Below are 23,330 nucleotides of genomic sequence, written 5' to 3'. Positions count from 1 at the left end.
AGTCAACCGCGTAGATTGGTGCGAGACCCCATGCTCTCAGTTGCCCGCAAGATTTTCGGCTCTTCAAATGACAGACGGATCAAACCGATGCGAAAGCGCGTCGAGAAGATCAATGCTCTGGAAACGTCCATGCAGGCGCTCAGCGATGACGAGCTGAGAGCAAAAACAGACGAATTCAAAAAGCGCCTCGCCGATGGCGCTGGTCTCGACGACATTCTCGAAGAAGCGTTTGCGGTGGTTCGCGAAGGCTCTGTCCGCTCGCTTGGCATGCGGCATTTTGACGTGCAGCTGATTGGCGGGATCGTCCTGCATCAGGGCGCGATCGCGGAAATGCGCACCGGTGAGGGCAAGACGCTCGTTGCGACGCTGGCTGTCTATCTCAATGCGCTCGCCGGCAAGGGCGTTCACGTCATTACCGTCAACGACTACCTCGCCAGCCGCGATGCGGACTGGATGGGCAAGCTTTATAGCTTTCTGGGTCTCACCACGGGCGTCATCGTCCACGGCCTGAACGACCAGGAACGCAAGGCGGCCTATGCCTGCGACATCACCTACGGCACGAACAATGAGTTCGGCTTCGACTATCTGCGCGACAATATGAAATACTCGCTCGACCAGATGGCGCAGCGCGGCCACGCCTATGCCATCGTCGACGAGGTCGACTCCATCCTGATCGACGAAGCCCGCACCCCGCTGATCATTTCCGGCCCGACCGACGACCGCTCGGACCTTTACCGCACCATCGACAAGCTGATCCCGCAACTCGACGACGAAACCGATGTCGAACTCGACGAAAAGCAACGCTCCTGCGTCTTCACAGAAGAAGGCATGGAGAAGATGGAGCAGATGCTGGAAGAAGCCGGCCTTCTGGAAGGCTCGCTCTGGGATCCGCAGAACGTCACCATCGTCCACCACTCCAATCAGGCCCTGCGCGCGCACAAGCTGTTCCACCGCGACAAGGACTATCTGATGAAGGACGGCCAGGTCATGCTGGTCGACGAGTTCACCGGACGCATGATGGAAGGACGCCGTCTGTCCGAAGGCCTCCACCAGGCGATCGAGGCAAAGGAAGGCGTCGAGATCAAGCCGGAGAACCAGACCCTCGCCTCGATTACCTTCCAGAATTATTTCCGCCTCTATGAAAAGCTCGCCGGCATGACCGGTACCGCCATCACCGAGGCCGACGAATTTGCAGATATCTACAAGCTGGACGTCTACCAGCTGCCGACCAACAAGCCGATCCAGCGTATTGACGATGATGATGTCGTCTACCGGGTCGCGTCGGCCAAGTATCAGGAAATCATCAAGGAAGTCCGCGATGCGCGCGCCAAGGGCCAGCCGGTCCTGCTCGGCACCGCGTCTATCGAGAAATCCGAAATCATCTCCACCCTGCTGACGCAGGCCAAGGTGCCCCACAAGGTTCTGAACGCCCGCCACCACGAGCAGGAAGCCGAGATCATCGCCGATGCCGGCCTGCCGGGCGCTGTCACCGTCGCCACCAACATGGCCGGCCGCGGCACCGATATCCAGCTTGGCGGCAACCTCGAAATGCGCCTCTGGAAGGCAATTGACGAGTTCAAGGAAAAGCATGGCCGCGACCCTTCCGAAGAGGAAGAAAAGGCCATGGAAACCGAGCTGAAAGCCGACATCGAAGTCGGCAAGAAGGAAGCGCTCGCCGCCGGCGGGCTCTTCGTGCTCGGTACCGAACGCCACGAAAGCCGCCGCATTGATAACCAGCTGCGCGGCCGTACAGGCCGTCAGGGTGACCCCGGCAAATCGAAGTTCTTCATCTCGGTTGAAGATGACCTGATGCGCGTCTTCGCCGCTGACCGTCTCAATTCGATCATGAAGAGTCTCGGCATCAAGGAAGACGAAGGCATCACCCATCCGTGGATGAACAAGGCCATCGAAACCTCCCAGAAGAAAATCGAGCAGCGCAATTTCGAAATCCGCAAGAACGTCCTCAAATATGACGACGTCATCAACGATCAGCGCAAAGCCATCTTCGAGCAGCGCCGTGACTTCATGCACGCCGACAATGTCACCGCCGTTGTCACAGACATGCGCCACGATGTGATCGACGGCTATGTCGCCATCGCCATGCCGCCAAAAGCCTTTGCAGAACAGTGGGACGTTGATGGCCTCACCGAAACGCTGAAAACCGAACTCGGCATCGACCTGCCGATCGCTCAGTGGGCCAGCGAAGAAGGCGTCGCCAATGACGAGATCGCCGAACGTATCCGCGTTGCCGCCGACCAGGCTTTCGAACAGAAGGTCGAACAGGTCGGCAAACAGCAGATGCAGCAGGTCGAGAAGCAGGTCCTCCTGCAAGTCCTGGACGGCCGCTGGCGCCAGCACCTGCAGCAGATCGACCAGCTTCGCTCGGTTATTCACCTGCGCTCCTATGGTCAGCGCGACCCGCTGAACGAGTTCAAGGAAGAAGCCTTCAAGCTCTTCAATGACCTGCTCGACACGATGCGCACCGAAGTCACTCGCATCCTGATGAACATCCGCATTGCACCGCCAGCCACCGATGAGCAGCGCGCCGAAATGGCCGCCGCCCGTCAGCAGCTGCTACGCCGCGAACAGGCCCCGCAGCAGCCCGCCATGCAGGAAACCCATCTCGATCCGGACACCGGCGACAATGAGATGACCCCGGATGTCATCGAAGGTCCGAATGATCCGCATGCCGGGCCACCGCTGCATCAGGCTGAGGATGACTGGTCCAACACGCCGCGCAATGCGCCCTGCCCGTGCGGCTCCGGCAAGAAATACAAGCATTGCCACGGCTCCCTGACCGGCGCGGATCAGCAGCAGGTCTGATCGCCGCAAAGCCCCCAGGAATGCAAAAAGGCCGCCCCCTCGGGAGCGGCCTTCTTCAATTGTGAGGCTTGAAAAGTGGCGCTCTAGCTTTTCCACTTCTCGAGCTGGCGCGCGAACCAGTCGCGGCCGCCCCAGCCAAAGCCGATGCCAATAGCAATGGCGAGACCAACGGCCACGCCCATGACCAGCATTTCGGCGACGTTCAACACGAACTCACCACCGGTCGGGTCCAGCTCCATGCGGGAAATACCGAGGATGATGGCGAGGCCGACAATCAACCACTTCACCACTTTCGCAGCCGTGTCGCTGATGCCTGAACCTGTCGCAGCCATCGCGCCGCTCACCAGCCGCGCAATGATAACGCCCGCGACGATGATAACCGCGCCGAAGACGATAGAGGCTGCAAGATCAAGCACCGTATAGGTCGCATTGGTGAGCACATCGAACTCAAGCGCACGCAGCGCCTGAATAAGACCAAGCAGCACAATGAAGAACATGGCGCCCTTGGCGATGACACTGGAGGCCGTCAGGCCCTTGTCCGCGCCCTTCAGGATGCCGAGTTCAGCAACGGCCGAATCCACACCAAAACCAGGCAGTGTCCGCATGATGAGATTATGCACGAAGCGGCCGATCAGGACGAAGACCGTCAGCAGGATCGCCGCAATCAGGATACGCGGTATGGCCGATACGATATCGCGCAGCATGTCATTTGCCGGGCCTGAGATCGCTTCAATCGCCAGCACGTCAAAGGCTGCAATCGCGCCCAGAATTCCGATAATCGCGGCCAGCACGGTGGCTGTAATGCCTGAGATGTTCACGGGCTTTGAGGCCAGTCCGAGTTGTTGCGGCACAGGATCGGCAAAGACAAAAACCGCCTTCGCTGTCTTCTGCACGACATTCGCGACAATCATGAACAGGACAAAGATGATCACCGCACCGAATATGTTCGGCAGATACCCAAGGACATCAGCCAGCATATTGTTGAGCGGATCGACAATCTGGGTCAGTTCAAGCCGTGTCAGCGCCTGTATGACGCCGATCAGCATGACGATCCAGAACGCGGCTATGCCGAGACTGTCGCCCAATGACTTTGTCGCTTTCCCGTCAGGATCGACGGGGCCCTTGCCGAAGCCGGTCTTGTTGATCGCCGTCGAGATGACCCATTTGACCAGCAGTGCGACAAGATAAGCGGCAACGAGGATTGCGATGGCGAAGAGTATCTTCGGCCCGTAATCCTGCACCTGTTGCACAGTGTTGTTCCAGAATTCTTCCATGAATTCTCCCCTTTCTGACACGGTTCCAAATTAAACCGTTAATAGTCAGTAAGGTGCAGACAGACCGGAAGTTCCAGATTTTCCCCGATTAATTGAATGGCTTGTCCGGATTTTTCGCCAGTTCATAAGCCACATGATGCTTCAACCGGTCCGTGACCTCCGACGCGTCCCCTGCCAGATCGTCCGGCGCAATCAGCGGACCGACGCTCATATCGAAGCGCGCACCCTTCTTGTTGAGAAGCTCGTGAAACAGCGTGATATCGCGCAATTCGCCATTGATCTGGCTGAGTTTGTAGAACAGCCAGGAATTCTTCGCCTTTACATGTAGCGGGGCGATAGGCGCTTTCTGCTTGCGCGCCAGGCTGACCACGGTCGGGAACCAGTCCTGTTCGGTCAGCCTCCCGTCGATCCGCTTGGCCAGCTTCCCGGACGGGAAAATCACGATGCACTTTTCTTCCGCAAAGGCTTCGGCCGCGCGCTTCAGCGTCTCGCGCGTCTTGGCCGGAGACCGCTTCTCCGCGACCCACTCGATCGGGATGATGACATCCTGGAATTGCGGATTGACGCGGATCGCATCGGCATTTGCGAAGAAAACGATGTCCTGGCGCTTCTGCATCAGCGCGTCCCACACGGCCACACCGTCAGCCAGGCCCGTCGGATGGTTGGCGGCGACCACCACACGTCCCTTTTCCGGCAGATGGTGCAGCTGGTCGATCGACACATCGACATCGAGTTCCTGGGACAGGTACTCAAAAGAGCGACGTCCATTCAGCTGCATCAGCGCATCGGCCATGTTCCGCGCTTTTTTGTAGCCAAGCATTGAATAGAGCGTCGGGCGCACGACCGGCCAGCTCCAGTGCGAGACGAAACTCGGGCACCGCTCCTCGATCAGCGTGTCGACGATGTGCGCATCGGTTTCTTGAAGGCCTTCAAGAAAAACAGACACCTGATTATTTTTTTTAATCGCGTCTTCCATGCTCTGTTCCTGCCCGGGCGCAGATCTTCCGCCTGAATCGCCTGTCATTGCTTAGCTTATCACGGATTTTGTATCACGCATCGCTTTAACTGCGGCTCGCCAGAAAAGTGAATCTGTAAAGAACTCAGCAAGTTCTGCTTTACCAAGCTGTAAGCAGAAGCTGCCAGATTGTTCATAACTGAGGGGGAGCGCTGATGGTGCTCCGGTCACTGGACGAAACAGGGTAGAGTTATGAAAGTATTGTGGATTGAGGATCATGAGCCAGTCAGAGACATGCTGGCCATTGCTGCGGACAAGGCCGCCCGGGCCCGCGTGCAGATTGACCTCGTCCTCGCGCCGACCCTCATGGAAGCTGAGCGGCGCCTGCGCCTGGAACGCTTCGATCTGGTCGTCACCGAACTGACGCTTCCTGACAGCTATGATGGCGACATGACGATTGCCCGCATCGCCAATATGGGCCGTCATCGCATCGCGGTGTCTACAGCCCATGCGGACCGCGACAAGATCGTCGAAACCGCGGTTCGCTGCGGCTGCAACATATCTGAAGCGCCGGTCTTCAAGGCAAAACTGCCTTATAATCGCTTCATCCAGCGCCCCGAAGCCATGCTCGATTTCTTCTTCGAACAGATGGAAGCGCCAGCCCAGGCACAAATCGCGGCGGCATAAGGCATTTTCTACAGGAAAACCGATGCACTCGGCGCGAAGCTGGGTTAGGCGTTCCTGATGGAGAATTTTGCCGCCTATCCGGCCACCCTTACCCTGATCGCGGTAAACGTTGCCGCCAGCATATTTGCCTGGTCGAACCCGCAATTCCTGATGGGAAACCTGTTCTATGTCGCCGGCATCCGCCAGCGGCGTGAATATCACCGTTTCCTGACCTCAGGCTTCCTGCACGGCGGTGTCTTCCACTTGCTCATCAACATGTTCGTCCTTTTCCAGTTCGGGCGGATCATTGAAAGCGTTCTCGGCACGCCGAAATTCCTCATCGTCTATTTCGCCGCCCTTCTTGGCGGCAATGTCTGGGCGTATCTGGAGAATTTCCGCAATATGGAATACCGCGCGCTCGGGGCCTCAGGCGCAACCAGCGGCGTCATCCTGTCCTTCTGCCTGTTCATGCCGTTCGCGACGCTGATCCTCTTCATCATCCCGATGCCTGCCGTCGTTTTCGCAATTGCCTTCATCGGTATCTCGATCATGCTGGCGCAGAATGAGAACCGCGTCATCGGACATGAAGCGCATATTGGCGGCGCGATCTGCGGCCTGCTTGCCACGATCGCTGTTGAGCCGGGGGCTCTGCACATCTTCTCCGAACAGGTGGCCAGGGTCCTTGGAGGCGGGTGATCGAGAATGAGTGTCGAGTCTGCCTACAAAGCCCGGATCGCCAATGGCCAGCTGATCGAGGACCCGTCCCAGCTTGAGGCGGCCCGCAAACTCGACGGCGTGCTTGACCGGCTGAAGAATGCCGGCTCCGGCGGCCTTTTCAGCAAACCGCCGCAGATTCGCGGTCTCTATATGTGGGGCGGCGTCGGGCGCGGAAAATCCATGCTGATGGACCTCTTCCATGAGCTTTCGCCCGTTCCCTCCAAACGCGTCCATTTTCATGAATTCATGGGCCGGGTTCAGGATGAGATGAATACCTGGCGGGAGATGAGCGACACTGAGCGCCGCCGCGCCGCTCACCGGGTTCGCAAGGCTGGAAATGATCCAATCGCCCCAGTGGCGAAACTGATCGCCTCAGAGGCGAAATTGCTTTGTTTCGATGAGTTTCAGGTCACGCAGATTGCCGACGCGATGATCCTGGGCCGCTTGTTCGAGGATCTGTTCGAGCGCCGCGTCACGGTCGTCGCCACATCGAACCGCCACCCTGACGAGCTTTACAAGAACGGTCTCAACCGCCAGCTCTTCCTGCCCTTCATCGACATCATCAAGGATCAATGCGAGGTCTTCCACCTCGCTTCGGAACGCGACTACCGGCTGGAACGCCTGAAGGAAGCCCCTGTCTGGCATGTCCTGACGGGCGACGAGGCCGAAGCGCGCCTCGACAAGGCATTTGACCGCCTCACGCTCGGCGCGCAGCCCAATCAGTGCTTCCTGCATGTGAAAGGCCGCAAGCTGCTCGTCCCGCGCGAGGCGGCGGGCGTGGCGCGCTTCACCTTTGACGAGCTATGCGCCCGCCCGCTTGGCTCACGGGACTATCTCACCATCGCCGCCAATTTTCACACCGTCCTCATCGACGACATTCCGAAGCTTACAAAGGACAAACGCAATGAAGCGGCCCGCTTTGTTGCCCTGATCGATGCGCTTTATGAGGCACGCGTCAAACTCGTCGCGACCTCGGCCGCAGACGCCGACACGCTATATCCGGCCGGTGATGGCAGTTTTGAATTCCAGCGCACGGCGAGCCGCCTCCACGAAATGCGCTCAGAGGAATATCTCGCTCTCGAACACCGTGTGCCGCCGCGCGTCGAAAAATCAGAAAGTGGCGGCGACGAAGGCCCCGACGGCGAGACCTGAATCTGTGACATCAACAATATTGCCGCCTTCAACCGTGTCGGCAAAGCTGTCCTGATTGGCGAACTCCATGCGCGCATAGCCGCCAAATTCGGCGGTTTCGCCCACGGGCCGGACAGCGCCGATCTCGAAGCCGCCATAGGTGCGTGTATCAGACCCGTCTCCCGGCTCAACGAAACCGGCGCGGGCAATCATATAGCTCGACCAGTTCCCGACATCCCATTCCGGCCCGGCCGTCACTTCCAGCCCGTAATCCTCAAACTCAGTGTCGTAAAAAGCCGCAATCGTCGGGCCGAGCGGCGCATCAAGCCCGATCTCTCCAGCCAGCTCCAGGCTCGGCTCATCGGCGAGGCCTGGATAGGTCAGCCAGCTGGCCGAAATATCCGCCGCATACCCTTCGCCGTCCCAGGCATAGCCGAGCGTATAGTCGAACTCGTCGGCGAAGGCTTCCTGGTCCTGGCCGAGCGGCGTCAGCCGATAGAGCGCGCCATAGACCTCGCCAGGGCCAATCACCCAATCGGCGCCGACGGCGACCTGAAGGCTCGGTCCACCGATCTGTTCGCCTCGGTCAATCACCGAGGATGAGACAATCGCCTCTGAAAAATACTCAACTTCCGCCGCCGCTTCTGCGACAGGCAGCACAGCCAGCAAGGCAGGGCCAATAGCGCGCATGGTTTGATCTCCGTAGCGATCTCATCTCAGCTATGGCCAAAGTCTACCAAGGCAAATGCGCGCCCAGAACGGCGTGAAGCGTGTCAGACATCTTCTGACCCAATCTCGACAATCAAACACAAAAAACCCCGCCGTTTCGGGCGGGGCTTGCTGTCTGATGGAGTCAGATAAGGCTTACACGAAGCCTTTGAACTTGTCCTTGAAGCGCGACACGCGGCCACCGCGGTCGAGCTGCTGGGTGCCGCCGGTCCAGGCTGGGTGCGAGCTGGAATCGATGTCCAGCGTAAGCTTGTCGCCTTCCTTGCCGTAGGTCGAGCGGGTCTGGTACTCGGTACCGTCTGTCATGACGACGGTAATGAAGTGGTAATCGGGATGGCCTTCGGCTTTCATCGTCTCTATTCCTTGCGGGTCAGCGGCTGCACCTGTGCGGTTTGGCCTCTGTGAAATTCGGAAAGCGGGGTCTTAGTAGAAAGAGACCGCCCCTGCAAGGGGGTCGCCGCAATCAAGGTGTAATGCGATGAGTGACACGAGCAGCCAAACGGTCAACGACCGGCGCGAAACCGGAGGGCAGCAGGCCGGTGCAGATCGTCCGAAGGGCCGAAGCGTCAAGCCGCTTGCCCTGCTCTGGCCCTATGTGAAGCGGCATATCGGCCTCGTCTTCATCGCCGCCATCTTCCTTGTTGTAGCCGCGATGTCGGCCCTGACCATCCCGTGGTTGTTCGGTCAGGCCGTTGATGCTGGCGAGAGCGGGGAGCGAGGCACGCAGCTCCTCGAGACGATTGACCGCTACTTCTTCTACGTCCTGGCCGCCGCCATCGCGATGGGCATTCTCTCGGCGCTTCGCTTCTATTTCGTCTCGCGCTTCGGCGAACGCGTCGCCGCTGACCTGCGCACGGACCTTTATTCAAAACTGCTCAGCCTCAGCCCGCGCTTCCATGCCAATATCCGCTCCGGCGAAGCGGTGTCGCGCCTTACCGCAGACGTCTCGCTGATCGAGACCTTTCTTGGCTCATCGGCCTCGCTCGCCACCCGCACCATCCTCTCGACAGTCGGTGCCATCATCATGATGCTCGTCACCAACTGGAAGCTCGGCGGCACCCTCCTCCTGATGATCCCACTCGCCATGTTCCCGGTCATGTTCATCGGCCGCATCATTCGCGGTGCCTCCAACACGGCGCAGACCAAGCTCGCTGATGCCGGCGCGCAGGCATCAGAAGCGCTCGACGCGATCGAACTCGTGCAGGCCTATGGCCAGGAAAAACAGCGCGAGGCCTCCTTCACCGCCGCCGCAGAAGCCGTCTTCAGAGCCGCGCTGAAACGGATCACCGCCCGCAGCTTCATGATCCTCGCCGTGTCCATCATGCTGCTTGGAGGCATGGTTGGTATCCTCTGGCTCGGGGCCCGTTCCGTCGCCAATGGCAACATGACCCCCGGTGAGCTCACCCAGATGATCCTCTACGCCTTCTATGCTGGCTCCGGTTTCGGCATGCTTGCTGAGGTCTGGGGCGAGGTCATGCGGGCTGCCGGCGCCGCAGACCGGGCCACCGAAATCCTCGATGAGACGCCGGAAATCCGCGCGCCCGCCACTATCCTGCCAACCGCGAAAGACCATCGCGGCCATCTCGTCTTCGACAAGGTCGACTTCTCCTATGGCACGGAGGATGCGCCCGCCCTGAAGGGTTTCTCGCTCGATGTGCAGCCCGGCGAATTCGTCGCGCTTGTTGGCCCATCGGGGGCCGGCAAGTCGACCGTTTTCCGCCTCGCGCTTCGCCTGTTTGACCCGCAATCTGGCCGTATCCTCGTCGATGACGTCGCCGCCAGCGACACAGACCCGGCCCTCTGGCGCGCCCAGTTCGCCTATGCCCCGCAGGAATCGGCCCTCTTCACCGGCACGGCCCGCGAGAATATCGCCTTCGGCGCGCTCGGCGCCGTCTCCGACGAGCACCTCGTCAAGGCCGCGACCATGGCCGAAGCCTGGCGCTTTCTTGAGGAAAAAGGCGGGCTCAATGCCGATATCGGCCAGAAAGGCCGCAGCCTGTCCGGCGGCCAGCGCCAGCGCGTCGCCCTTGCCCGCGCGCTCGTCCGCGAAGCCCCGATCCTGCTGCTCGATGAGGCGACATCCGCCCTCGACAGCGAAAGCGAAGGTCTCGTTCAGAAAGCCATCGCGACCGCCGCCGAAGGCCGCTCAACCCTCGTCATCGCGCACCGGCTCTCCACGATCCGCCGCGCTAACCGCATTATCGTGATGGATGATGGCCGCATCGTCGAGGAAGGCAGCCATGACGCGCTTGTCGAAAAAGGCGGACTCTATGCGCGGCTTGCTGAAATGCAGTTCGCGGCGGCAGCGGAGTAGCTATAAGCCGCTCTTCCCGACCAAAGCCGGGATGAGCGGAATCGGGCTTTATTCCCCGAAGGCCTTGGCTTTGCGCAGACGCTCTTTCAGCTTCGGCAGGAGCGGTTCATTCGCGGCAATGATATTGCCCGTCGTCTGAACGTCGCCGCCTTCGATCTCGTCAACAAAACCGCCGGCTTCACGGACCAGGACGATCCCCGCCGCAATGTCCCACGGCTTGAGGCCGCGTTCCCAGAAGCCGTCGAAACGGCCCGCAGCGACATAAGCCAGATCAAGCGCAGCAGAACCATAGCGGCGAATGCCGGCCGTCACCGGCGTGATGGCCGCGATCTCCTGCGCGAACTGGCGGTGTGAAGCCTCGCCCTTGCCGATCCACGGCGTGCCGGTCGCGAACACGCTCTCTTCGAGGCGTTTGCGGTTCGCCACGAACAGCTTGCGCTGGTCGAGCCACGCGCCGCGGCCCGTCTCAGCCCAGAAAATCTCGTTCTTGGCGACATCATAAACGACGCCCGTCAGCAGCTTGCCTTCGCGCTCCAGCGCGATCGACACAGCATAGTGCGGCTGGCCGTGCAGGAAGTTCAGCGTGCCGTCGAGCGGGTCAACGATGAAACGGTTCGACTTGTCTGTGCCTTCGACGACGCCGCGCTCTTCCATGAGGAAGCCATAGCCCGGCCGTGCCTTGGAGAGGCTTTCATAGATGATCTCTTCGGCGCGGTGGTCGGCATTGGAGACGAAATCGGCAGGCCCCTTCTTGGAAATCTGAAGGTTTTCCACCTCGCCAAAATCGCGCGCAAGCGAGCGCCCGGCCTGGCGGGCGGCATTGATCATCACGGTTCCGACGGGGGAGGGTTTGGACATGTCGTTTCCTAGTCGGCGCGTTTCAGATAGGTCGTGTCGGAGGTCTGCACGACGATGCGCTCGCCCTGACCGACAAATGGCGGGACCATGACCCGGATGCCATTCTCGCAGACGGCCGGCTTAAAGCTGTTGGCAGCCGTCTGGCCTTTGACCACAGGCTCTGTTTCCTCAATCGTCAGGATCACCTGATCCGGCAGGGAAATACCGATCGGCTTGTCTTCGTAAAATTCGATAACGACCGTCATGTCACTCTGCAGGAAGACTTCCTGATCACCGATGAAATCCTTCTGGATCTCGATCTGCTCATAGTTTTCCTGGTTCATGAAAGCGTGTGCGTCACCGGCATCGTACAGATAGGTGTAATCGCGCTGCTCGAGACGGATCTTTTCAACCGTTTCTGAAGAGCGGAAGCGCTCATTCAGTTTCGAGCCATTGATAAGGTTGCGCAGCTCGACCTGGTTGAACGCGCCGCCCTTGCCGGGCTTCACCGAATTGGTCTTCACAGCGCGCCAGATCGACCCCTGGTGCTCGATGACATTACCGGGCTTGATTTCGTTTCCATTGATTTTGGCCATGGATAGCTCCTGATAAACCTGTGGGCGCGGGCGTAGCCGGGGGATAGGGCCTGGTCAAGCAGCCCGGCGCTGCTGATATGGACAGTCACTGAATATTCAGTTTATTTCTGCACCTTAGGGGCTGAATCCAATAGAGGGGGCACCCATGAACATGATCTCGAATTTCCTGAGCTTCGAAAAGCCAATGGGCGAGGTGCTCACCAAGTTCCTCTTCTATGTCGGCATCCTTGTTATTCTGTGGTGGGGCCTGCACGACCTCTGGCACTACATCACCTGGTTCGACAATGACTGGGACGAAGCCCTGTGGGGCGTGATCAAGACACCCTTCATTGTCGTGATCCGCCTGCTGATCCTGCGCGTGCTCTCAGAGTTCGTCCTGTCGGTCCTGCGCCTCGACAAACCAAAGGTCTGAACGCTTCAGGGACAATCATCAAAAGGCTTCATGGTGAGCGACGTCGAACCACGAAGCCGCCGCGCGAGCCCGCTAAAAAGCGCCTTCCGCCTCATCCAGCGCCGCATTGAACGCGGCCACAGCCGCCTTCGGCCCGCCCGGATGCGACCACACCGCTGAACTCACCGCCACGAAATCGGCGCCCACCAGCGAAATGGCCTTGGCGCGCTCTGCCGTGATCCCGCCAATCGCGACGCAGGGGACTTCCATCACCGCCTGCCACCATTCCAGCAGCTCAGGCTCGGCAGGGACGGTATCGGCCTTGGTCTCAGTCGGAAAGAAAGCGCCGAACGCGACATAATCGGCGCCCTGCTCTCCGGCCTCCATGGCGACATGGCGCGAATTCTTGGCCGTCGCGCCGATGATGAGATCCTTGCCGAGGCGCTTGCGGGCGTCCTTCACGCGCATGTCCATCGCCCCGAGATGGACGCCGTCCGCGCCGACCTTTTCGCACACATCCACGCTATCATTGATGATCAGCGCCACATCATTCTTCCGGCAGACCGGCAGCAGCGCGCGCGCGACCGCTTCGGTCCCGGCCTCGTCGAGCACACCACCCGGTTTGATCCGCACCTGCAGGCAAGCAACGTCGCCGCCCTGCAGCGCGGCCTCGACATCCTTGGCAAAGGCGTCGGCATCCGGCACTTCCGGCGGCGTGATGAGATAGAGGCGTGTGCGCTGGCGTTTTGGTTCGGTCATGGCGCGACTGTGTATGTCGACTTCATTCCAAATGAAACACTTCGTCAGCCGAAGTCCGGCGTGAAGCGGATATTGTCGCGCTTCAGCCCGTCCAGAACGACGTCCAGACCGCCGGACTTGATCATCCATTCCAGACGGTGGTCGCGGTATTCCCGCTTGAACAGTCCGGCTTCAATAGCGGCCGCCACGTTTTCCATATTGCTGATGGCGGAGACAGCCTCTGTCGCCGTCCTTGCGACGCTATCGCGGCGCATCGCACGGCTTCTCCAATCAGACAGCGCGCTGCCGAGCTTCGGCTCGAAGCCAAAGCGCGTCGACCCGTTCACATGCGGGAAAACACACAAATCCGCCCATCCGAAAGTCTCGCCATTAAACCAGGTCCGGTTGCCAAGCCGCCGCTCCAGCCAGTCATGAAGACCCGCAATCTGCTTGCCCGCGCGTTTCTCCATGGTGGCTTTCAGCTCCCCTTCGGCGCGTTCGAAATAGTTGAGCTCTCCCAGCCCCCAATTGATCGCCTCATAATGGGTATCCATCACCTCCTCGATCTGTCGGGCGCGCGCCCGTTCGACCGGGGTCTGCGGCAGCATGGGCGGGCTCGGCCACCTGTCTTCAATATATTCTAGGATGACCGTCGAATCGAAAATCGCAGCGTCTCCATCGCGAAGGAAAGGCACTTCGCCGCGCGGATTACCGCGCAGGAAATCACTATCAGCGCCGGTCCCGAGGCCTGCTGGCGGGCGGCTTTCGAATTCGATGCCTTTCTCCCGAAGCGATATTTTGACCTTCTGCGCATAAGGCGACAGCGGATGTTCGTAGAGGATTGGCATTCTGGGCTCCCTTTTCTGGCGGCGCGTCCCGCTCGAAGACTCAAGCGCTGTCCGGCCAGCAGGTTCCATCTTGCAGCTTGATTATAGGAAACTATCGCGACATTCTCTTCGGCGGACCGGGCAAGCAGAGCCCGGCTTTGGAGGAAACCATGAAGATATTCGCCGCCGCGTTGAGCCTCGCCATCCTTGGTGCATGCGCCAGTCCGGCCACCATCGCTGAGGAGACAGACAACATGCCGAAAACGCCCGCCACATCCCTCTCTGCTGTCGGCATTGGTGTGGCCGACCTCGACGTCTCCAACACATTCTACACCGACGTGATCGGCATGCGCCCCGTCGCGACGTTCAATCTCGACTATATGGACGAGATTGTCCTCGTCATGCCGGGCGGCGGCAGCGCCATCGTCCTGATGGAGTGGACCGATGGCAGCGAGCGCACGCTTGGCAGCAATGGTATCAAGCTCGTGCTGCGCTCACCAGACCCGGCCGCGCTCGCCGCCAGGATCCGTGACGCCGGATACGAGATCATCCGTGAGCCAACGCCCTCCGAAGCGGTCGGCGGTGCCATTGTCGGTTTCGCAAGAGATCCGGACGGTTATCTGCTCGAACTGCTGCCGCTCAGCTAGGACGGCCGATTGATAATGCGCTCTGTGCTCGCCGGGTGTTTGGCCAGCGCCTTGCCCTTGCGCAGGGGACGCGGATAGAAGCCGCCGCCGCAATTGGGGCAGATACCCTTGTGGGTATTGCGCGCGCAGTCCTTGCAATAGGTGCACTCAAAGGAACAGATCACCGCGCCAGTCTCATCGGCTGGCAGGTCTTTGCCGCAGGTTTCGCAACAGGGTCGCATCTCTAGCATGGCCAGACCGTACGCGATTTGCCGGCGCGCGTCATGATAAAGGCGGCCCCGAAAGGCCGCCTTTTCACTTAAACATTTGTCACGTGATCCGTGGGCGGTCAGCCAGCGCGAGACGCTTCGCAGATACTGTCGATGGAGTTGGACAGCATGCTGTTGAAGGCGTCATCGGCCTGATCGGCAGACAGGCCTTCGGTCAGCGCACGTGAGAAGCTTGCAATCATGCCGGTATTCTTCGACAGCCGGTCATTCGCTTCTTCGCGCGAGTATCCACCCGACAGGGCGACAACCCGCATCACATTCGGATGATCAACCAGCGACTTGTAGAGGTTCGCCTTCTCTGGAAGCGTCAGCTTCAGCATCACTTTCTGGTCCGCGCCCAAGGCGTCGAGCTGCGTCTTGATCTCCTTGAGAAGGATCTCTTCAGCCTCGGCCTTGTCAGCGATCGAAATCGTGACTTCCGGCTCAATGATCGGCACGAGGCCATGGCCGAGAATCTGGCGGCCAACATCGAATTGCTGGTGAACGACCGCGGAAATGCCCGCCGGGTTCGCCGCATTGATCACAGAGCGCATCTTGGTGCCGAAAATGCCTTTGGCGACCGCTTTTTCCAGCAGCGCATCAAGGTCCGGCATTGGCTTCATCACCTGAACGCCGTCTTTCTCGTCTGCCAGTCCCTTGTCGACCTTGAGGAAAGGAACGACACCGCACTCTTCCCAGAGATACTTCGCCGTCGGCGTGCCATCGATGTCGCCATCCATGGTGCGTTCGAACAGGATCGCGCCCATCACCTTGTCGCCATTGAAGGCAGGTGACTTGATGATCCGTGCACGCATGTCGTGGATGAGGCCGAACATCTCCTCATCATTGGAATAGGCATCTTCGCTCACCCCATAGAGCCGGAGCGCCTTCGGTGTCGAACCGCCCGATTGGTCGAGCGCAGCAATAAAGCCGTCCTTCTCGCTCGCCTGTTTCGTCATTTCAGCATTTGCCATCAATATTTTTCCCTAGATTTAGATATTTTATCTCAAACGCGCCGACGCTGCGGTTATTGGGCCTTTAGGTCCTCATTTAAGTCACCGCAGCGAATAAATTGCGCAAAGATCTCGTCCGGCTCCCTGGCGACCTTTGGAATTTGAGCAATGACCGCACTCAGGTCGCCGCCATCCAGCGGGCGCAAGGCCACCTCGAAATAGTCGACCCTTGCACTCTCCATTTCCTTGAAGCCGTCGTCCCAAAGCAGCTCTGTTTCAATCAGGGCCAACAGATATCGTTGTGGCGCAATCGCGGCGATCCAGATTTCCTGAGCCGGAATAATCGTCATACCATCGGAATGCCCTCGATACAGGATCCAACGCTCGCCTTCCTCTGCAAACTGAATATCACCCATGACGGAGGAACTGTTTTCAACATGGTCGAACTGGGTTTGCTCATCCCAGCGATCGCTTGTGCGATTGTCGCGGCTGACGTTATCCCACATCTGTTCGTGGCAGAAATTGAACCGCTTTTCCTTGATCTGGTCACTGAACCACTTGTTTTGGCCTTCGGGGTCAAACGTCCTGAGAAGCGGCGGATCGATCACGACCATTACAAACGGCGCCTCTAGCAGCGTTTTGATTTGCGGTGTGGGCGCCAGCCAGTTCAGCCCCTCTTTCAGCGCGACGGCCGGCTCGGCAATGGCCGCACCAACCGGAGCAAGTCCAGCGAGCGCCGACGCGCCGACGATCAGTCGTTTCACCCAGCTTGTCCGCATTATTGTCCCCTAATGCTTCAGTGCTTCCACGCCTGGAAGAGCTTTACCTTCCATCCATTCAAGAAAAGCGCCACCGGCCGTCGACACGAACGTGAAGTCTTCCGCCGCCCCTGCATGATTGAGCGCTGCAACCGTGTCACCCCCACCGGCAACAGCGATCAGATGACCAGCTTTCGCGCGTGACGCCGCGCTGCGCGCAGCCGAAACCGTCGCGACATCGAACGGATTGAGCTCGAACGCGCCGAGCGGGCCGTTCCAGACCAGCGTCTTCGCCCGGTCCATGGCCGCTTCCAGCGCCTCGACTGTCGCTGGGCCAGCATCGAGGATCATTTCGTCCTCTGCGACATCGCCGGCCGCACAAGTCCGGTTCTCGGCATTGGCCGCAAATTCCTTCGCCACGACCACGTCCACCGGCAGCAGGATTTCGCAGCCCGCGTCTTTGGCATTGGCTTCGATCTGCCGGCACGTATCGGCGAGGTCATGCTCACACAGCGACTTGCCGACATTCACGCCGCGCGCGGCCAGGAAGGTGTTCGCCATGCCCCCGCCAATCGCCAGCATGTCCACTTTTGAGACGAGGTTTTTCAGAAGGTCGATCTTCGACGAAACCTTCGCTCCGCCGACCACAGCCAGCACCGGTCGCTCAGGCGACCCAAGCGCCGCATTCAGCGCATCGAGCTCCCGCTCCATGGACTTGCCTGCATAGGCCGGCAGGCGGCGGGCCAGGCCCTCAGTGGAGACGTGTGCGCGATGCGCGGCTGAAAACGCATCATTCACATAAAGGTCGCCGAGCTTTGCCATCTCGTCGGCGAGATCCGGATCATTCTTCTCTTCGCCCGGCTTGAAGCGCGTATTCTCCAAAAGGACAACGCCGCCGCCCTGGACGGAGTGGATGGCATTTTCGGCCACTTCGCCGACGCAATCGGACGCAAACGCCACTGGCGCGCCCAGTACGCTCGCAAAGGCCTCAGCGACAGGCTTCAGGCTCATTTCGGGCTTCACTTCACCCTTTGGCCGCCCGAAGTGGGCGAGCAGCGCAACCTTGGCACCCTTGCCGGACAAGGCCTGCACCGTGTCCAGCGCCGCGCGAAGGCGCGTATCATCCGTCACCTCGCCCGCATCATTCATCGGCACATTGAAATCGACGCGAACCAGGGCCGTCTTTTCGGCGAGCCCGTCTGCATCGTCGAGCCGTTTGAAATCTGCCATATGTTTAGTCTCCATCCTTGCGGAACACGGCGCGCAGCAGCGCCGCAGGCCCCGTGTGATATTTGCCTTCATTCAGCGTCTCGACACCGGTCCAGAAGGCCAGTGTTTCCAGATCGTCGAAATCGCCCTGGATCATCCCCGCCGCGTAGAGCATGTCCACCTCCTGCGGGCCACCGGAATTGTATCGTTTCTGATAGGCGATCTGCTCAGGCGAGAAGCCTTCAATGAAAATCAGTCCGCCGGGCTTCAGCGTCTTCTTGTACAGTGCGTGAAGCTTTGGCCTCGCATCTGGCGGCATATGCGCGAACATGGAGGCCACAACGTCGAATCCGGCGTCCGGCCAATCCCATTCGAAGAGGTTCGCCTGGACCGTTTTGACCATCACGCCGCGCGCCTTCGCGAGCGCTTCGGTCTTGGCCAGCCCGAGCTCGGACATGTCTACCGCTGTCACGTCTAGACCGAGCGATGCGAGATAGACGGCATCGCGCCCCTCTCCACAGGCGGGCACGAGCGCTGTCTTCGCCTCGGAGGAGACGACATCGCACCAGCCCATCAAAAGACGGCTGGCGCGATCTCCATAGGCAAATTCGTCTCCGGAAAACCGGTCATCCCAGAATTCTTTTGGAATGGGCGGCTTCATGAGCGAGCGTCTCCCGTTCGAAACCTCGCCCTAGATAAACTTGGACATTGCGACGGCCGTATCGCTCATCCGCGTCGAGAAGCCCCACTCATTGTCATACCAGGACAGGACCGAGCACAGCGTGCCGTCCATGACCTTGGTCTGATCGGTGTGGAACACCGAGGAGTGCGGGTTGTGGTTGAAATCGATGGAGACGTTCTTGACGTCCGTATAGCCGAGTACGCCTTTCAGCGGGCCATCAGCGGCCTTGCGGATCGCATCATTGATCTCTTCGACCGTCGTGGCGCGCTTGGCGATGAATTTCAGGTCAACGACCGACACGTTCGGGGTCGGCACGCGGATGGCGAAGCCGTCGAGCTTGCCATTCAGTTCCGGCAGGACCAGGCCGACAGCCTTGGCAGCGCCGGTCGATGTCGGGATCATCGAGGTGGCCGCAGCCCGGCCGCGATAGAGATCCTTGTGCATCGTATCCAGCGTCGGCTGGTCGCCGGTATAGGAGTGGATCGTCGTCATCATGCCTTTTTCGATACCGATCGTATCGTTCAGCACCTTGGCGACAGGCGACAGGCAGTTCGTGGTGCACGACGCGTTGGAGACGACCAGATCGTCCGCCGTCAGCACATCATGGTTCACACCATAAACGATGGTCTTGTCAGCGCCGGACGCCGGAGCCGAAACGAGAACGCGCTTTGCACCCGCGGTAAGGTGCATCGACGCTTTTTCCTTGTCGGCGAAGATGCCGGTACATTCCATCGCGATGTCGACATTGTTCTCGCCGTGCGGAAGCTCTTTCGGGTCGCGGATCGCGGTCACCTTGAAAGACTGGCCACCGACCTTGATCGTGTCACCCTCGACAGAGACATCCATCGGCAGCGTGCCGTGAACCGAATCGTATTTCAGAAGGTGTGCATTGGTCTCGACCGGGCCCAGATCGTTGATGGCAACCACTTCAATATCAGTGCGTCCATTCTCCAGGATAGACCGAAGAACATTCCGGCCGATCCGGCCAAATCCATTAATGGCGACACGAACAGCCATATCTTTTCCTCCAAATGGCATTAGCGCCCGCGAAGATGCAGGTTTCGGGCCGGGTCTAGACGCCTTGGCCAATTTGGTCCAGCGCTGACCCGGGAATCCGCATGTTCTGTCGCACTCTGTCGCACAATCTGTGGGTTTCGTTGCACGTAGAACAATTCTAACGGGAATATCGACGTTTCGTTTGCGGCGCTGTATATTGCGGCGATGAAAGACAAGCTGGTCGCACTCCTCTCCTCGCCTGACGTTCCGACGCTCAGGAACCAGACCAGTGACATCTTTCGCGACCTGGGTTTTGACGGCGCCTTCTATCTGACACCTGTCAGCAAGGTCCGCGTCCCGGATGGCCGTCTGGCCAATCACGGCTTCACGCGCGAGTGGGAGGCCCTGTACCGCAGTCAATACTACGCCGTGGATCCGCTTCCCGAACTGGCCGTGCGCACCCCGCAACCAATTGTCTGGCACCGGCTCGACCGTTCCAAACTGAGCGGACGGGAGACCGAATATATGGATCGGCTGCCGGAATGGGGCATGGAGCAAGGTGTGGCTGTGGCCGCATTCGGACCGGCTGCCCGGATCGGCATTGCCTGCATCAGCCGCCCGAACTCGAAAGAAGCGGGCGAGAATCCAGACACGGCGAGCCTGCAAATTGCCACACAGATCTCGTTTCTGCGGTATTGCGCCCTTTCAGACTCGCAGCTGCAAAGCCCGCCAGAGCTCTCCCCGCGCGAGCTGGAGGTGCTGCATGCGATCGCACATGGCCGCAGCAAGGCGACCATCGCTGCCAATCTCAATCTCTCCAAAGACACCGTCGATACATATGTGAAGCGGCTCTACGTGAAGCTCGGCGTCTCCGACAGGGGCGAAGCCGTCGCGCAAGCGGTCGCGCAGGGGCTTTTCTCTTCGGTTGATGTTGAAGTGTCGCCTGAGCTTCTGAAAAGCCAGCCTACCACCTTCGACGACTAGGCGTCAGGCCTTGCGAACCCGCACGCGGGAGGCCGCCTGACGCGCCCGCTCGCGCGCCTCTTCCACCGTCTCACCGCGCGCAACCGCCACACCCATGCGGCGCTTCTTATAGCTCACAGGCTTGCCAAACAGGCGAATGTCAGAGCCGGGCACCGAAAGCGCCTCTTCCAGGCCCTCAAACACAACCCCGTCCGCATCAACGCCGCCATAGATGACAGCGCTCGCGCCGGGATTGCGAAGATCCGCATCAACCGGCAGACCCAGTATGGCCCGCGCATGCAGCGCGAATTCGCTCTGGTTTTGCGTCGCCAACGTGACGAGACCTGTATCATGCGGGCGCGGACTGACCTCGGAGAACCAGACCATGTCGCCCTTGACGAACATCTCGACCCCGAACAGGCCATATCCGCCCAGCGCATCGGTCACTTTGCGGGCCATGTCCCTGGCCGCCGTCAGCGCCGCCTCGCTCATCGGCTGGGGCTGCCAGCTCTCGACATAGTCACCGCATTCCTGGCGATGCCCGACCGGCTCACAGAACACCGTCCCGTTTGCGGCCCGCACGGTCAGCAGCGTGATCTCGAAATCGAAATCAACCGCGCCCTCCACGATCACGCGCGTCTCGCGCTTGCGGCCTGCTTCCAGCGCATAGATCCAGGCATGATCAATATGCGCCTCGGTTTTAACGTGCGACTGTCCCTTGCCGGAAGACGACATGACCGGCTTCACGAACACCGGATAGCCTATCTTTTCCGCCGCCTCCGCAAGCTCATGCCCCGTCGATGCAAACGCATACGGGCTGGTCGGCAGACCCAGCTCTTCCGCGGCCAACCGCCGAATGCCTTCCCGGTTCATGGTGAGCTGCGTCGCGCGCGCTGTCGGGATGACCGTCGCGAGCCCGGCCTTCTCGATCCCCGCCAGTTCGTCTGTCGCAATTGCTTCGATTTCCGGCACGATCAGGTCCGGCTTCTCCTGCTCGACCAGCGCGCGAAGGGCGGCCGCATCCGTCATGTCGATGACATGGCTGCGATGGGCGACCTGCATACCCGGCGCATGCTCATACCGGTCCACGGCGATCACTTCCGCGCCGAGCCGCATCAGTTCGATCACGACTTCCTTGCCAAGCTCGCCAGCGCCCAGAAACATGATGCGCGTCGCCGATGGCGAAAGCGGTGTCCCAATCGCAACCATGATCTAGCGCGCCTCTTCCGCTGGCGTTTCGAACAGGCTGATGCCTTCGCCCTTCACAAGCCGCACCAGCATATAGGCGAGCAGGCCCACCGGCCCGAACAGGAAGCTCGCAATCATGCAGGGCGCGACCGCCATATGCGGCAGGTTGCGGCGCAGCGCGTCCCGGCCAATCCAGGCGCCGACGAAGAGGTCAAAAACGAGATAGTGGCTCCAGCCGACAATCACGCCATTCGGATGATCGAACAGCGCCGAAACAGCCCCTATAGAGTCCATGCCGACACCTTCGGCCCGCTGCCCGAAGAAGATCGAGGCGATCAGGCAAATCGTATAAAGCGCGCCGTAAGCAAGCGGATAAATCCCCGAATGCACGACGAGCTGTGTCGTCCGCCATCTTGGTGCCAGCACCAGCAACAACCACGCCGGCACCACCAGCGCATTGATCAGCATGAACAGGATGTCGTAAATCATCGCCCGCCAGATCTCCCCATTAGCCTCGGGAGGCTTATAGGTAGAGCCGGGCGATGACTGCAACCGCTATCGTTTAAACCATCTCCGGAACCGGCCCGGTATAGACTGATTTCGGTCGAACCAGCCGGCCCTCATCGATCTGTTCGCTGGCATGCGCCACCCAGCCGAGGATTCGCCCCATTGCAAAGATCGCCGTGAACGCCTCGCGCGGAATATCCAGCGCTTCGAGCAGGATGGCCGTGTAGAACTCGACATTGGTTTCCAGAGACCGGTCCGGATATTTCCGGGAAAGCTTCTCCAGCACCGCCCGCTCAATATGTTCGGCAAATTCGATGCGGCCGGTCGTGCCCGGCAGCTTCGCAACTGCCGCCTTCAGCGCATCGGCGCGCGGGTCACGCACCCGGTAAACCCGGTGACCAAAGCCCATCAGCCGTTCCTTGCGGGCCAGCGCGCCATCGATCCAGCTTTCAGCCTTCTGCGGCGTCCCGATGTCGTCGAGCATATCCAGCACAGGCCCGGGCGCGCCGCCATGCAGAGGGCCTTTAAGGGCAGACAATCCGGCGAGCGCCGCTGAAACCAGCCCCGCCCGCGTTGAGGCCACAACGCGCGCTGCAAAGGTCGAGGCGTTCAGACCATGATCCGAGACGGTCACAAGATAGGCCGAGAAGGCCTTCACTTCGTCATCTGATGCCCGCTCACCCCGGATCATCCGCAGGAAGTCTTCCGCCTGGCCGAGAGACGCATCCGGCGCGATCGGTGCCAGGCCCTGCAATTCGCGAATGGCGGCTGCCGTAAACACCGCTGCGGCCGCGGGCAGCGCGATGGCGCTCGCCAATGTCTCGTCATCCTTCAGCAGGCCCCACCCGGTACGCAGATAGGAGACGACGCTGACAGCTGGCCCGAATGTACCGACATGGCTGAAGGCGGCCCGCCGCGCCTCGCCAAGCTGGCGCTGAATGGCGCTCGAATTTCCTAGATCGTCAAAAAAACCGTTCCATAGAAGTCCAAGTGTCTCTTCATAGCCGAGCGACGCCGACAGTTTTTCCACCGGCCAGCCTCGGATGACCAGCCGGCCCGCTTGTCCATCAACATCCGAGAGCACGGTTTCGGCGGCGACAATGTTTTCAAGTCCTGAGTCCATTGCGATTTCTCCTGTTTTTCAGGAGAGATATCTGGTATCAACCCATCAGCGTCAATCT

General features: G+C 60.0%; 25 protein-coding genes. 8 read left to right on the top strand and 17 right to left on the bottom strand.

What is annotated here, in order from left to right; genetic code table 11:
* Window positions 1–30 precede the first annotated feature (30 nt).
* On the top strand, window positions 31–2,823 hold the full coding sequence (gene secA, locus WNY37_RS02510; RefSeq protein ID WP_342971881.1) for a preprotein translocase subunit SecA: 2,793 nt from the start codon (window positions 31–33) through the stop codon (window positions 2,821–2,823).
* Between the two features lie 83 nt (window positions 2,824–2,906).
* Here secA and WNY37_RS02505 read toward each other — a convergent pair whose 3' ends face one another.
* Both WNY37_RS02505 and WNY37_RS02500 read right to left on the bottom strand, forming a co-directional pair.
* Window positions 2,907–4,097, bottom strand: coding sequence for a mechanosensitive ion channel (locus WNY37_RS02505; RefSeq protein WP_342971880.1), 1,191 nt, complete (start codon window positions 4,095–4,097; stop codon window positions 2,907–2,909).
* 88 nt (window positions 4,098–4,185) lie between these two features.
* Window positions 4,186–5,073 carry a 1-acyl-sn-glycerol-3-phosphate acyltransferase gene (locus WNY37_RS02500; protein ID WP_342971879.1) on the bottom strand — a complete coding sequence of 296 codons (888 nt, stop codon included), beginning with the start codon at window positions 5,071–5,073 and terminating at the stop codon, window positions 4,186–4,188.
* Window positions 5,074–5,304: 231 nt separating this feature from the next.
* Between WNY37_RS02500 and WNY37_RS02495 the strand changes: the two genes are divergently transcribed.
* From WNY37_RS02495 to zapE, 3 genes are read left to right on the top strand one after another with little or no spacing between them, the layout of a single operon-like run.
* Window positions 5,305–5,739 (top strand): response regulator, encoded by a 435-nt coding sequence (locus tag WNY37_RS02495; RefSeq protein WP_342971878.1) that lies wholly within the window; start codon window positions 5,305–5,307, stop codon window positions 5,737–5,739.
* A gap of 57 nt (window positions 5,740–5,796) precedes the next feature.
* Entirely contained in the window at window positions 5,797–6,414 is a 618-nt protein-coding gene (locus WNY37_RS02490) for a rhomboid family intramembrane serine protease (RefSeq protein WP_342971877.1), read from the top strand.
* A gap of 6 nt (window positions 6,415–6,420) precedes the next feature.
* Window positions 6,421–7,587 carry a cell division protein ZapE gene (zapE, locus tag WNY37_RS02485; protein WP_342971876.1) on the top strand — a complete coding sequence of 389 codons (1,167 nt, stop codon included), beginning with the start codon at window positions 6,421–6,423 and terminating at the stop codon, window positions 7,585–7,587.
* On the opposite strand, the gene WNY37_RS02480 is transcribed toward zapE, so the two are convergent.
* Together WNY37_RS02480 and rpmE are read right to left on the bottom strand one after the other, a co-directional pair.
* The gene (locus WNY37_RS02480) at window positions 7,546–8,256 is read right to left on the bottom strand and encodes a hypothetical protein (protein WP_342971875.1); all 711 of its coding nucleotides are present in this window, start codon (window positions 8,254–8,256) and stop codon (window positions 7,546–7,548) included. The genes zapE and WNY37_RS02480 overlap by 42 nt on opposite strands.
* 174 nt (window positions 8,257–8,430) lie before the next feature.
* Entirely contained in the window at window positions 8,431–8,646 is a 216-nt protein-coding gene (gene rpmE, locus WNY37_RS02475; RefSeq protein WP_342971874.1) for a 50S ribosomal protein L31, read from the bottom strand.
* A 127-nt stretch (window positions 8,647–8,773) separates the two neighbouring features.
* Here rpmE and WNY37_RS02470 point away from each other — a divergent pair, with 127 nt between their 5' ends.
* Window positions 8,774–10,609: an ABC transporter transmembrane domain-containing protein gene (locus WNY37_RS02470; protein ID WP_342971873.1), complete on the top strand. Its 1,836-nt coding sequence runs from the start codon at window positions 8,774–8,776 to the stop codon at window positions 10,607–10,609.
* A gap of 48 nt (window positions 10,610–10,657) precedes the next feature.
* Here the strand turns inward: WNY37_RS02470 and WNY37_RS02465 are convergent, their stop codons facing one another.
* A complete protein-coding gene (locus WNY37_RS02465; RefSeq protein WP_342971872.1) occupies window positions 10,658–11,467 on the bottom strand; it encodes an inositol monophosphatase family protein in 810 nt (269 codons plus the stop codon).
* Window positions 11,468–11,475: 8 nt separating this feature from the next.
* Window positions 11,476–12,042, bottom strand: a complete 567-nt coding sequence (gene efp / locus WNY37_RS02460) for an elongation factor P (protein ID WP_342971871.1) — start codon at window positions 12,040–12,042, stop codon at window positions 11,476–11,478.
* A gap of 145 nt (window positions 12,043–12,187) precedes the next feature.
* On the opposite strand from efp, the gene WNY37_RS02455 reads away from it, so the two are divergent.
* A complete protein-coding gene (locus tag WNY37_RS02455) occupies window positions 12,188–12,454 on the top strand; it encodes a DUF4282 domain-containing protein (RefSeq protein ID WP_342971870.1) in 267 nt (88 codons plus the stop codon).
* A gap of 72 nt (window positions 12,455–12,526) precedes the next feature.
* On the opposite strand, the gene thiE is transcribed toward WNY37_RS02455, so the two are convergent.
* Together thiE and WNY37_RS02445 are read right to left on the bottom strand one after the other, a co-directional pair.
* The gene (gene thiE / locus WNY37_RS02450; RefSeq protein WP_342971869.1) at window positions 12,527–13,192 is read right to left on the bottom strand and encodes a thiamine phosphate synthase; all 666 of its coding nucleotides are present in this window, start codon (window positions 13,190–13,192) and stop codon (window positions 12,527–12,529) included.
* Window positions 13,193–13,236: 44 nt separating this feature from the next.
* The gene (locus WNY37_RS02445) at window positions 13,237–14,019 is read right to left on the bottom strand and encodes a glutathione S-transferase family protein (protein WP_342971868.1); all 783 of its coding nucleotides are present in this window, start codon (window positions 14,017–14,019) and stop codon (window positions 13,237–13,239) included.
* Between the two features lie 149 nt (window positions 14,020–14,168).
* On the opposite strand from WNY37_RS02445, the gene WNY37_RS02440 reads away from it, so the two are divergent.
* Complete coding sequence (locus WNY37_RS02440; protein WP_342971867.1) at window positions 14,169–14,645, top strand: VOC family protein; 477 nt, start codon at window positions 14,169–14,171, stop codon at window positions 14,643–14,645.
* On the opposite strand, the gene WNY37_RS02435 is transcribed toward WNY37_RS02440, so the two are convergent.
* From WNY37_RS02435 to gap, 6 genes are all read right to left on the bottom strand, one after another.
* Window positions 14,642–14,875 (bottom strand): DUF1272 domain-containing protein, encoded by a 234-nt coding sequence (locus tag WNY37_RS02435; protein WP_342971866.1) that lies wholly within the window; start codon window positions 14,873–14,875, stop codon window positions 14,642–14,644. The genes WNY37_RS02440 and WNY37_RS02435 overlap by 4 nt on opposite strands.
* A 98-nt stretch (window positions 14,876–14,973) precedes the next feature.
* Window positions 14,974–15,867, bottom strand: coding sequence for a fructose bisphosphate aldolase (locus WNY37_RS02430; RefSeq protein WP_342971865.1), 894 nt, complete (start codon window positions 15,865–15,867; stop codon window positions 14,974–14,976).
* A 53-nt stretch (window positions 15,868–15,920) separates the two neighbouring features.
* Entirely contained in the window at window positions 15,921–16,610 is a 690-nt protein-coding gene (locus tag WNY37_RS02425; RefSeq protein WP_342971864.1) for a hypothetical protein, read from the bottom strand.
* Window positions 16,611–16,634: 24 nt separating this feature from the next.
* Window positions 16,635–17,834 carry a phosphoglycerate kinase gene (locus tag WNY37_RS02420; RefSeq protein WP_342971863.1) on the bottom strand — a complete coding sequence of 400 codons (1,200 nt, stop codon included), beginning with the start codon at window positions 17,832–17,834 and terminating at the stop codon, window positions 16,635–16,637.
* Between the two features lie 4 nt (window positions 17,835–17,838).
* On the bottom strand, window positions 17,839–18,474 hold the full coding sequence (locus tag WNY37_RS02415) for a class I SAM-dependent methyltransferase (RefSeq protein ID WP_342971862.1): 636 nt from the start codon (window positions 18,472–18,474) through the stop codon (window positions 17,839–17,841).
* 30 nt (window positions 18,475–18,504) lie between these two features.
* A complete protein-coding gene (gene gap, locus WNY37_RS02410) occupies window positions 18,505–19,512 on the bottom strand; it encodes a type I glyceraldehyde-3-phosphate dehydrogenase (RefSeq protein ID WP_342971861.1) in 1,008 nt (335 codons plus the stop codon).
* Window positions 19,513–19,716: 204 nt separating this feature from the next.
* On the opposite strand from gap, the gene WNY37_RS02405 reads away from it, so the two are divergent.
* Window positions 19,717–20,475: an autoinducer binding domain-containing protein gene (locus tag WNY37_RS02405; RefSeq protein WP_342971860.1), complete on the top strand. Its 759-nt coding sequence runs from the start codon at window positions 19,717–19,719 to the stop codon at window positions 20,473–20,475.
* Between the two features lie 3 nt (window positions 20,476–20,478).
* Here WNY37_RS02405 and purT read toward each other — a convergent pair whose 3' ends face one another.
* From purT to WNY37_RS02390, 3 genes are all read right to left on the bottom strand, one after another.
* The gene (gene purT, locus WNY37_RS02400; protein ID WP_342971859.1) at window positions 20,479–21,663 is read right to left on the bottom strand and encodes a formate-dependent phosphoribosylglycinamide formyltransferase; all 1,185 of its coding nucleotides are present in this window, start codon (window positions 21,661–21,663) and stop codon (window positions 20,479–20,481) included.
* Window positions 21,664–21,666: 3 nt separating this feature from the next.
* Window positions 21,667–22,131, bottom strand: a complete 465-nt coding sequence (locus tag WNY37_RS02395; protein ID WP_342971858.1) for an ABA4-like family protein — start codon at window positions 22,129–22,131, stop codon at window positions 21,667–21,669.
* Window positions 22,132–22,204: 73 nt separating this feature from the next.
* Entirely contained in the window at window positions 22,205–23,272 is a 1,068-nt protein-coding gene (locus tag WNY37_RS02390) for a citrate synthase/methylcitrate synthase (protein WP_342971857.1), read from the bottom strand.
* Window positions 23,273–23,330 lie beyond the last annotated feature (58 nt).

This window comes from Henriciella sp. AS95 (assembly GCF_038900055.1).
Classification (GTDB): domain Bacteria; phylum Pseudomonadota; class Alphaproteobacteria; order Caulobacterales; family Hyphomonadaceae; genus Henriciella.
This window is presented reverse-complemented; position numbering and strand designations above follow the sequence as displayed.

Excerpts from the sequence above, each read along its gene's own strand:
- WNY37_RS02455 (WP_342971870.1), top strand. The coding sequence starts at position 12,188 with ATGAACATGATCTCGAATTTCCTGAGCTTCGAAAAGCCAATGGGCGAG.
- zapE (WP_342971876.1), top strand. The coding sequence starts at position 6,421 with ATGAGTGTCGAGTCTGCCTACAAAGCCCGGATCGCCAATGGCCAGCTG.
- WNY37_RS02490 (WP_342971877.1), top strand. The coding sequence starts at position 5,797 with ATGGAGAATTTTGCCGCCTATCCGGCCACCCTTACCCTGATCGCGGTA.
- rpmE (WP_342971874.1), bottom strand. The coding sequence starts at position 8,646 with ATGAAAGCCGAAGGCCATCCCGATTACCACTTCATTACCGTCGTCATG.
- WNY37_RS02445 (WP_342971868.1), bottom strand. The coding sequence starts at position 14,019 with ATGCCAATCCTCTACGAACATCCGCTGTCGCCTTATGCGCAGAAGGTC.
- WNY37_RS02470 (WP_342971873.1), top strand. The coding sequence starts at position 8,774 with ATGAGTGACACGAGCAGCCAAACGGTCAACGACCGGCGCGAAACCGGA.
- purT (WP_342971859.1), bottom strand. The coding sequence starts at position 21,663 with ATGGTTGCGATTGGGACACCGCTTTCGCCATCGGCGACGCGCATCATG.
- secA (WP_342971881.1), top strand. The coding sequence starts at position 31 with ATGCTCTCAGTTGCCCGCAAGATTTTCGGCTCTTCAAATGACAGACGG.
- WNY37_RS02415 (WP_342971862.1), bottom strand. The coding sequence starts at position 18,474 with ATGAAGCCGCCCATTCCAAAAGAATTCTGGGATGACCGGTTTTCCGGA.
- WNY37_RS02440 (WP_342971867.1), top strand. The coding sequence starts at position 14,169 with ATGAAGATATTCGCCGCCGCGTTGAGCCTCGCCATCCTTGGTGCATGC.
- WNY37_RS02505 (WP_342971880.1), bottom strand. The coding sequence starts at position 4,097 with ATGGAAGAATTCTGGAACAACACTGTGCAACAGGTGCAGGATTACGGG.
- thiE (WP_342971869.1), bottom strand. The coding sequence starts at position 13,192 with ATGACCGAACCAAAACGCCAGCGCACACGCCTCTATCTCATCACGCCG.
- WNY37_RS02435 (WP_342971866.1), bottom strand. The coding sequence starts at position 14,875 with ATGCTAGAGATGCGACCCTGTTGCGAAACCTGCGGCAAAGACCTGCCA.
- WNY37_RS02420 (WP_342971863.1), bottom strand. The coding sequence starts at position 17,834 with ATGGCAGATTTCAAACGGCTCGACGATGCAGACGGGCTCGCCGAAAAG.
- WNY37_RS02405 (WP_342971860.1), top strand. The coding sequence starts at position 19,717 with ATGAAAGACAAGCTGGTCGCACTCCTCTCCTCGCCTGACGTTCCGACG.
- WNY37_RS02500 (WP_342971879.1), bottom strand. The coding sequence starts at position 5,073 with ATGGAAGACGCGATTAAAAAAAATAATCAGGTGTCTGTTTTTCTTGAA.
- efp (WP_342971871.1), bottom strand. The coding sequence starts at position 12,042 with ATGGCCAAAATCAATGGAAACGAAATCAAGCCCGGTAATGTCATCGAG.
- WNY37_RS02390 (WP_342971857.1), bottom strand. The coding sequence starts at position 23,272 with ATGGACTCAGGACTTGAAAACATTGTCGCCGCCGAAACCGTGCTCTCG.
- WNY37_RS02480 (WP_342971875.1), bottom strand. The coding sequence starts at position 8,256 with ATGCGCGCTATTGGCCCTGCCTTGCTGGCTGTGCTGCCTGTCGCAGAA.
- WNY37_RS02465 (WP_342971872.1), bottom strand. The coding sequence starts at position 11,467 with ATGTCCAAACCCTCCCCCGTCGGAACCGTGATGATCAATGCCGCCCGC.
- WNY37_RS02495 (WP_342971878.1), top strand. The coding sequence starts at position 5,305 with ATGAAAGTATTGTGGATTGAGGATCATGAGCCAGTCAGAGACATGCTG.
- WNY37_RS02430 (WP_342971865.1), bottom strand. The coding sequence starts at position 15,867 with ATGGCAAATGCTGAAATGACGAAACAGGCGAGCGAGAAGGACGGCTTT.
- WNY37_RS02395 (WP_342971858.1), bottom strand. The coding sequence starts at position 22,131 with ATGATTTACGACATCCTGTTCATGCTGATCAATGCGCTGGTGGTGCCG.
- gap (WP_342971861.1), bottom strand. The coding sequence starts at position 19,512 with ATGGCTGTTCGTGTCGCCATTAATGGATTTGGCCGGATCGGCCGGAAT.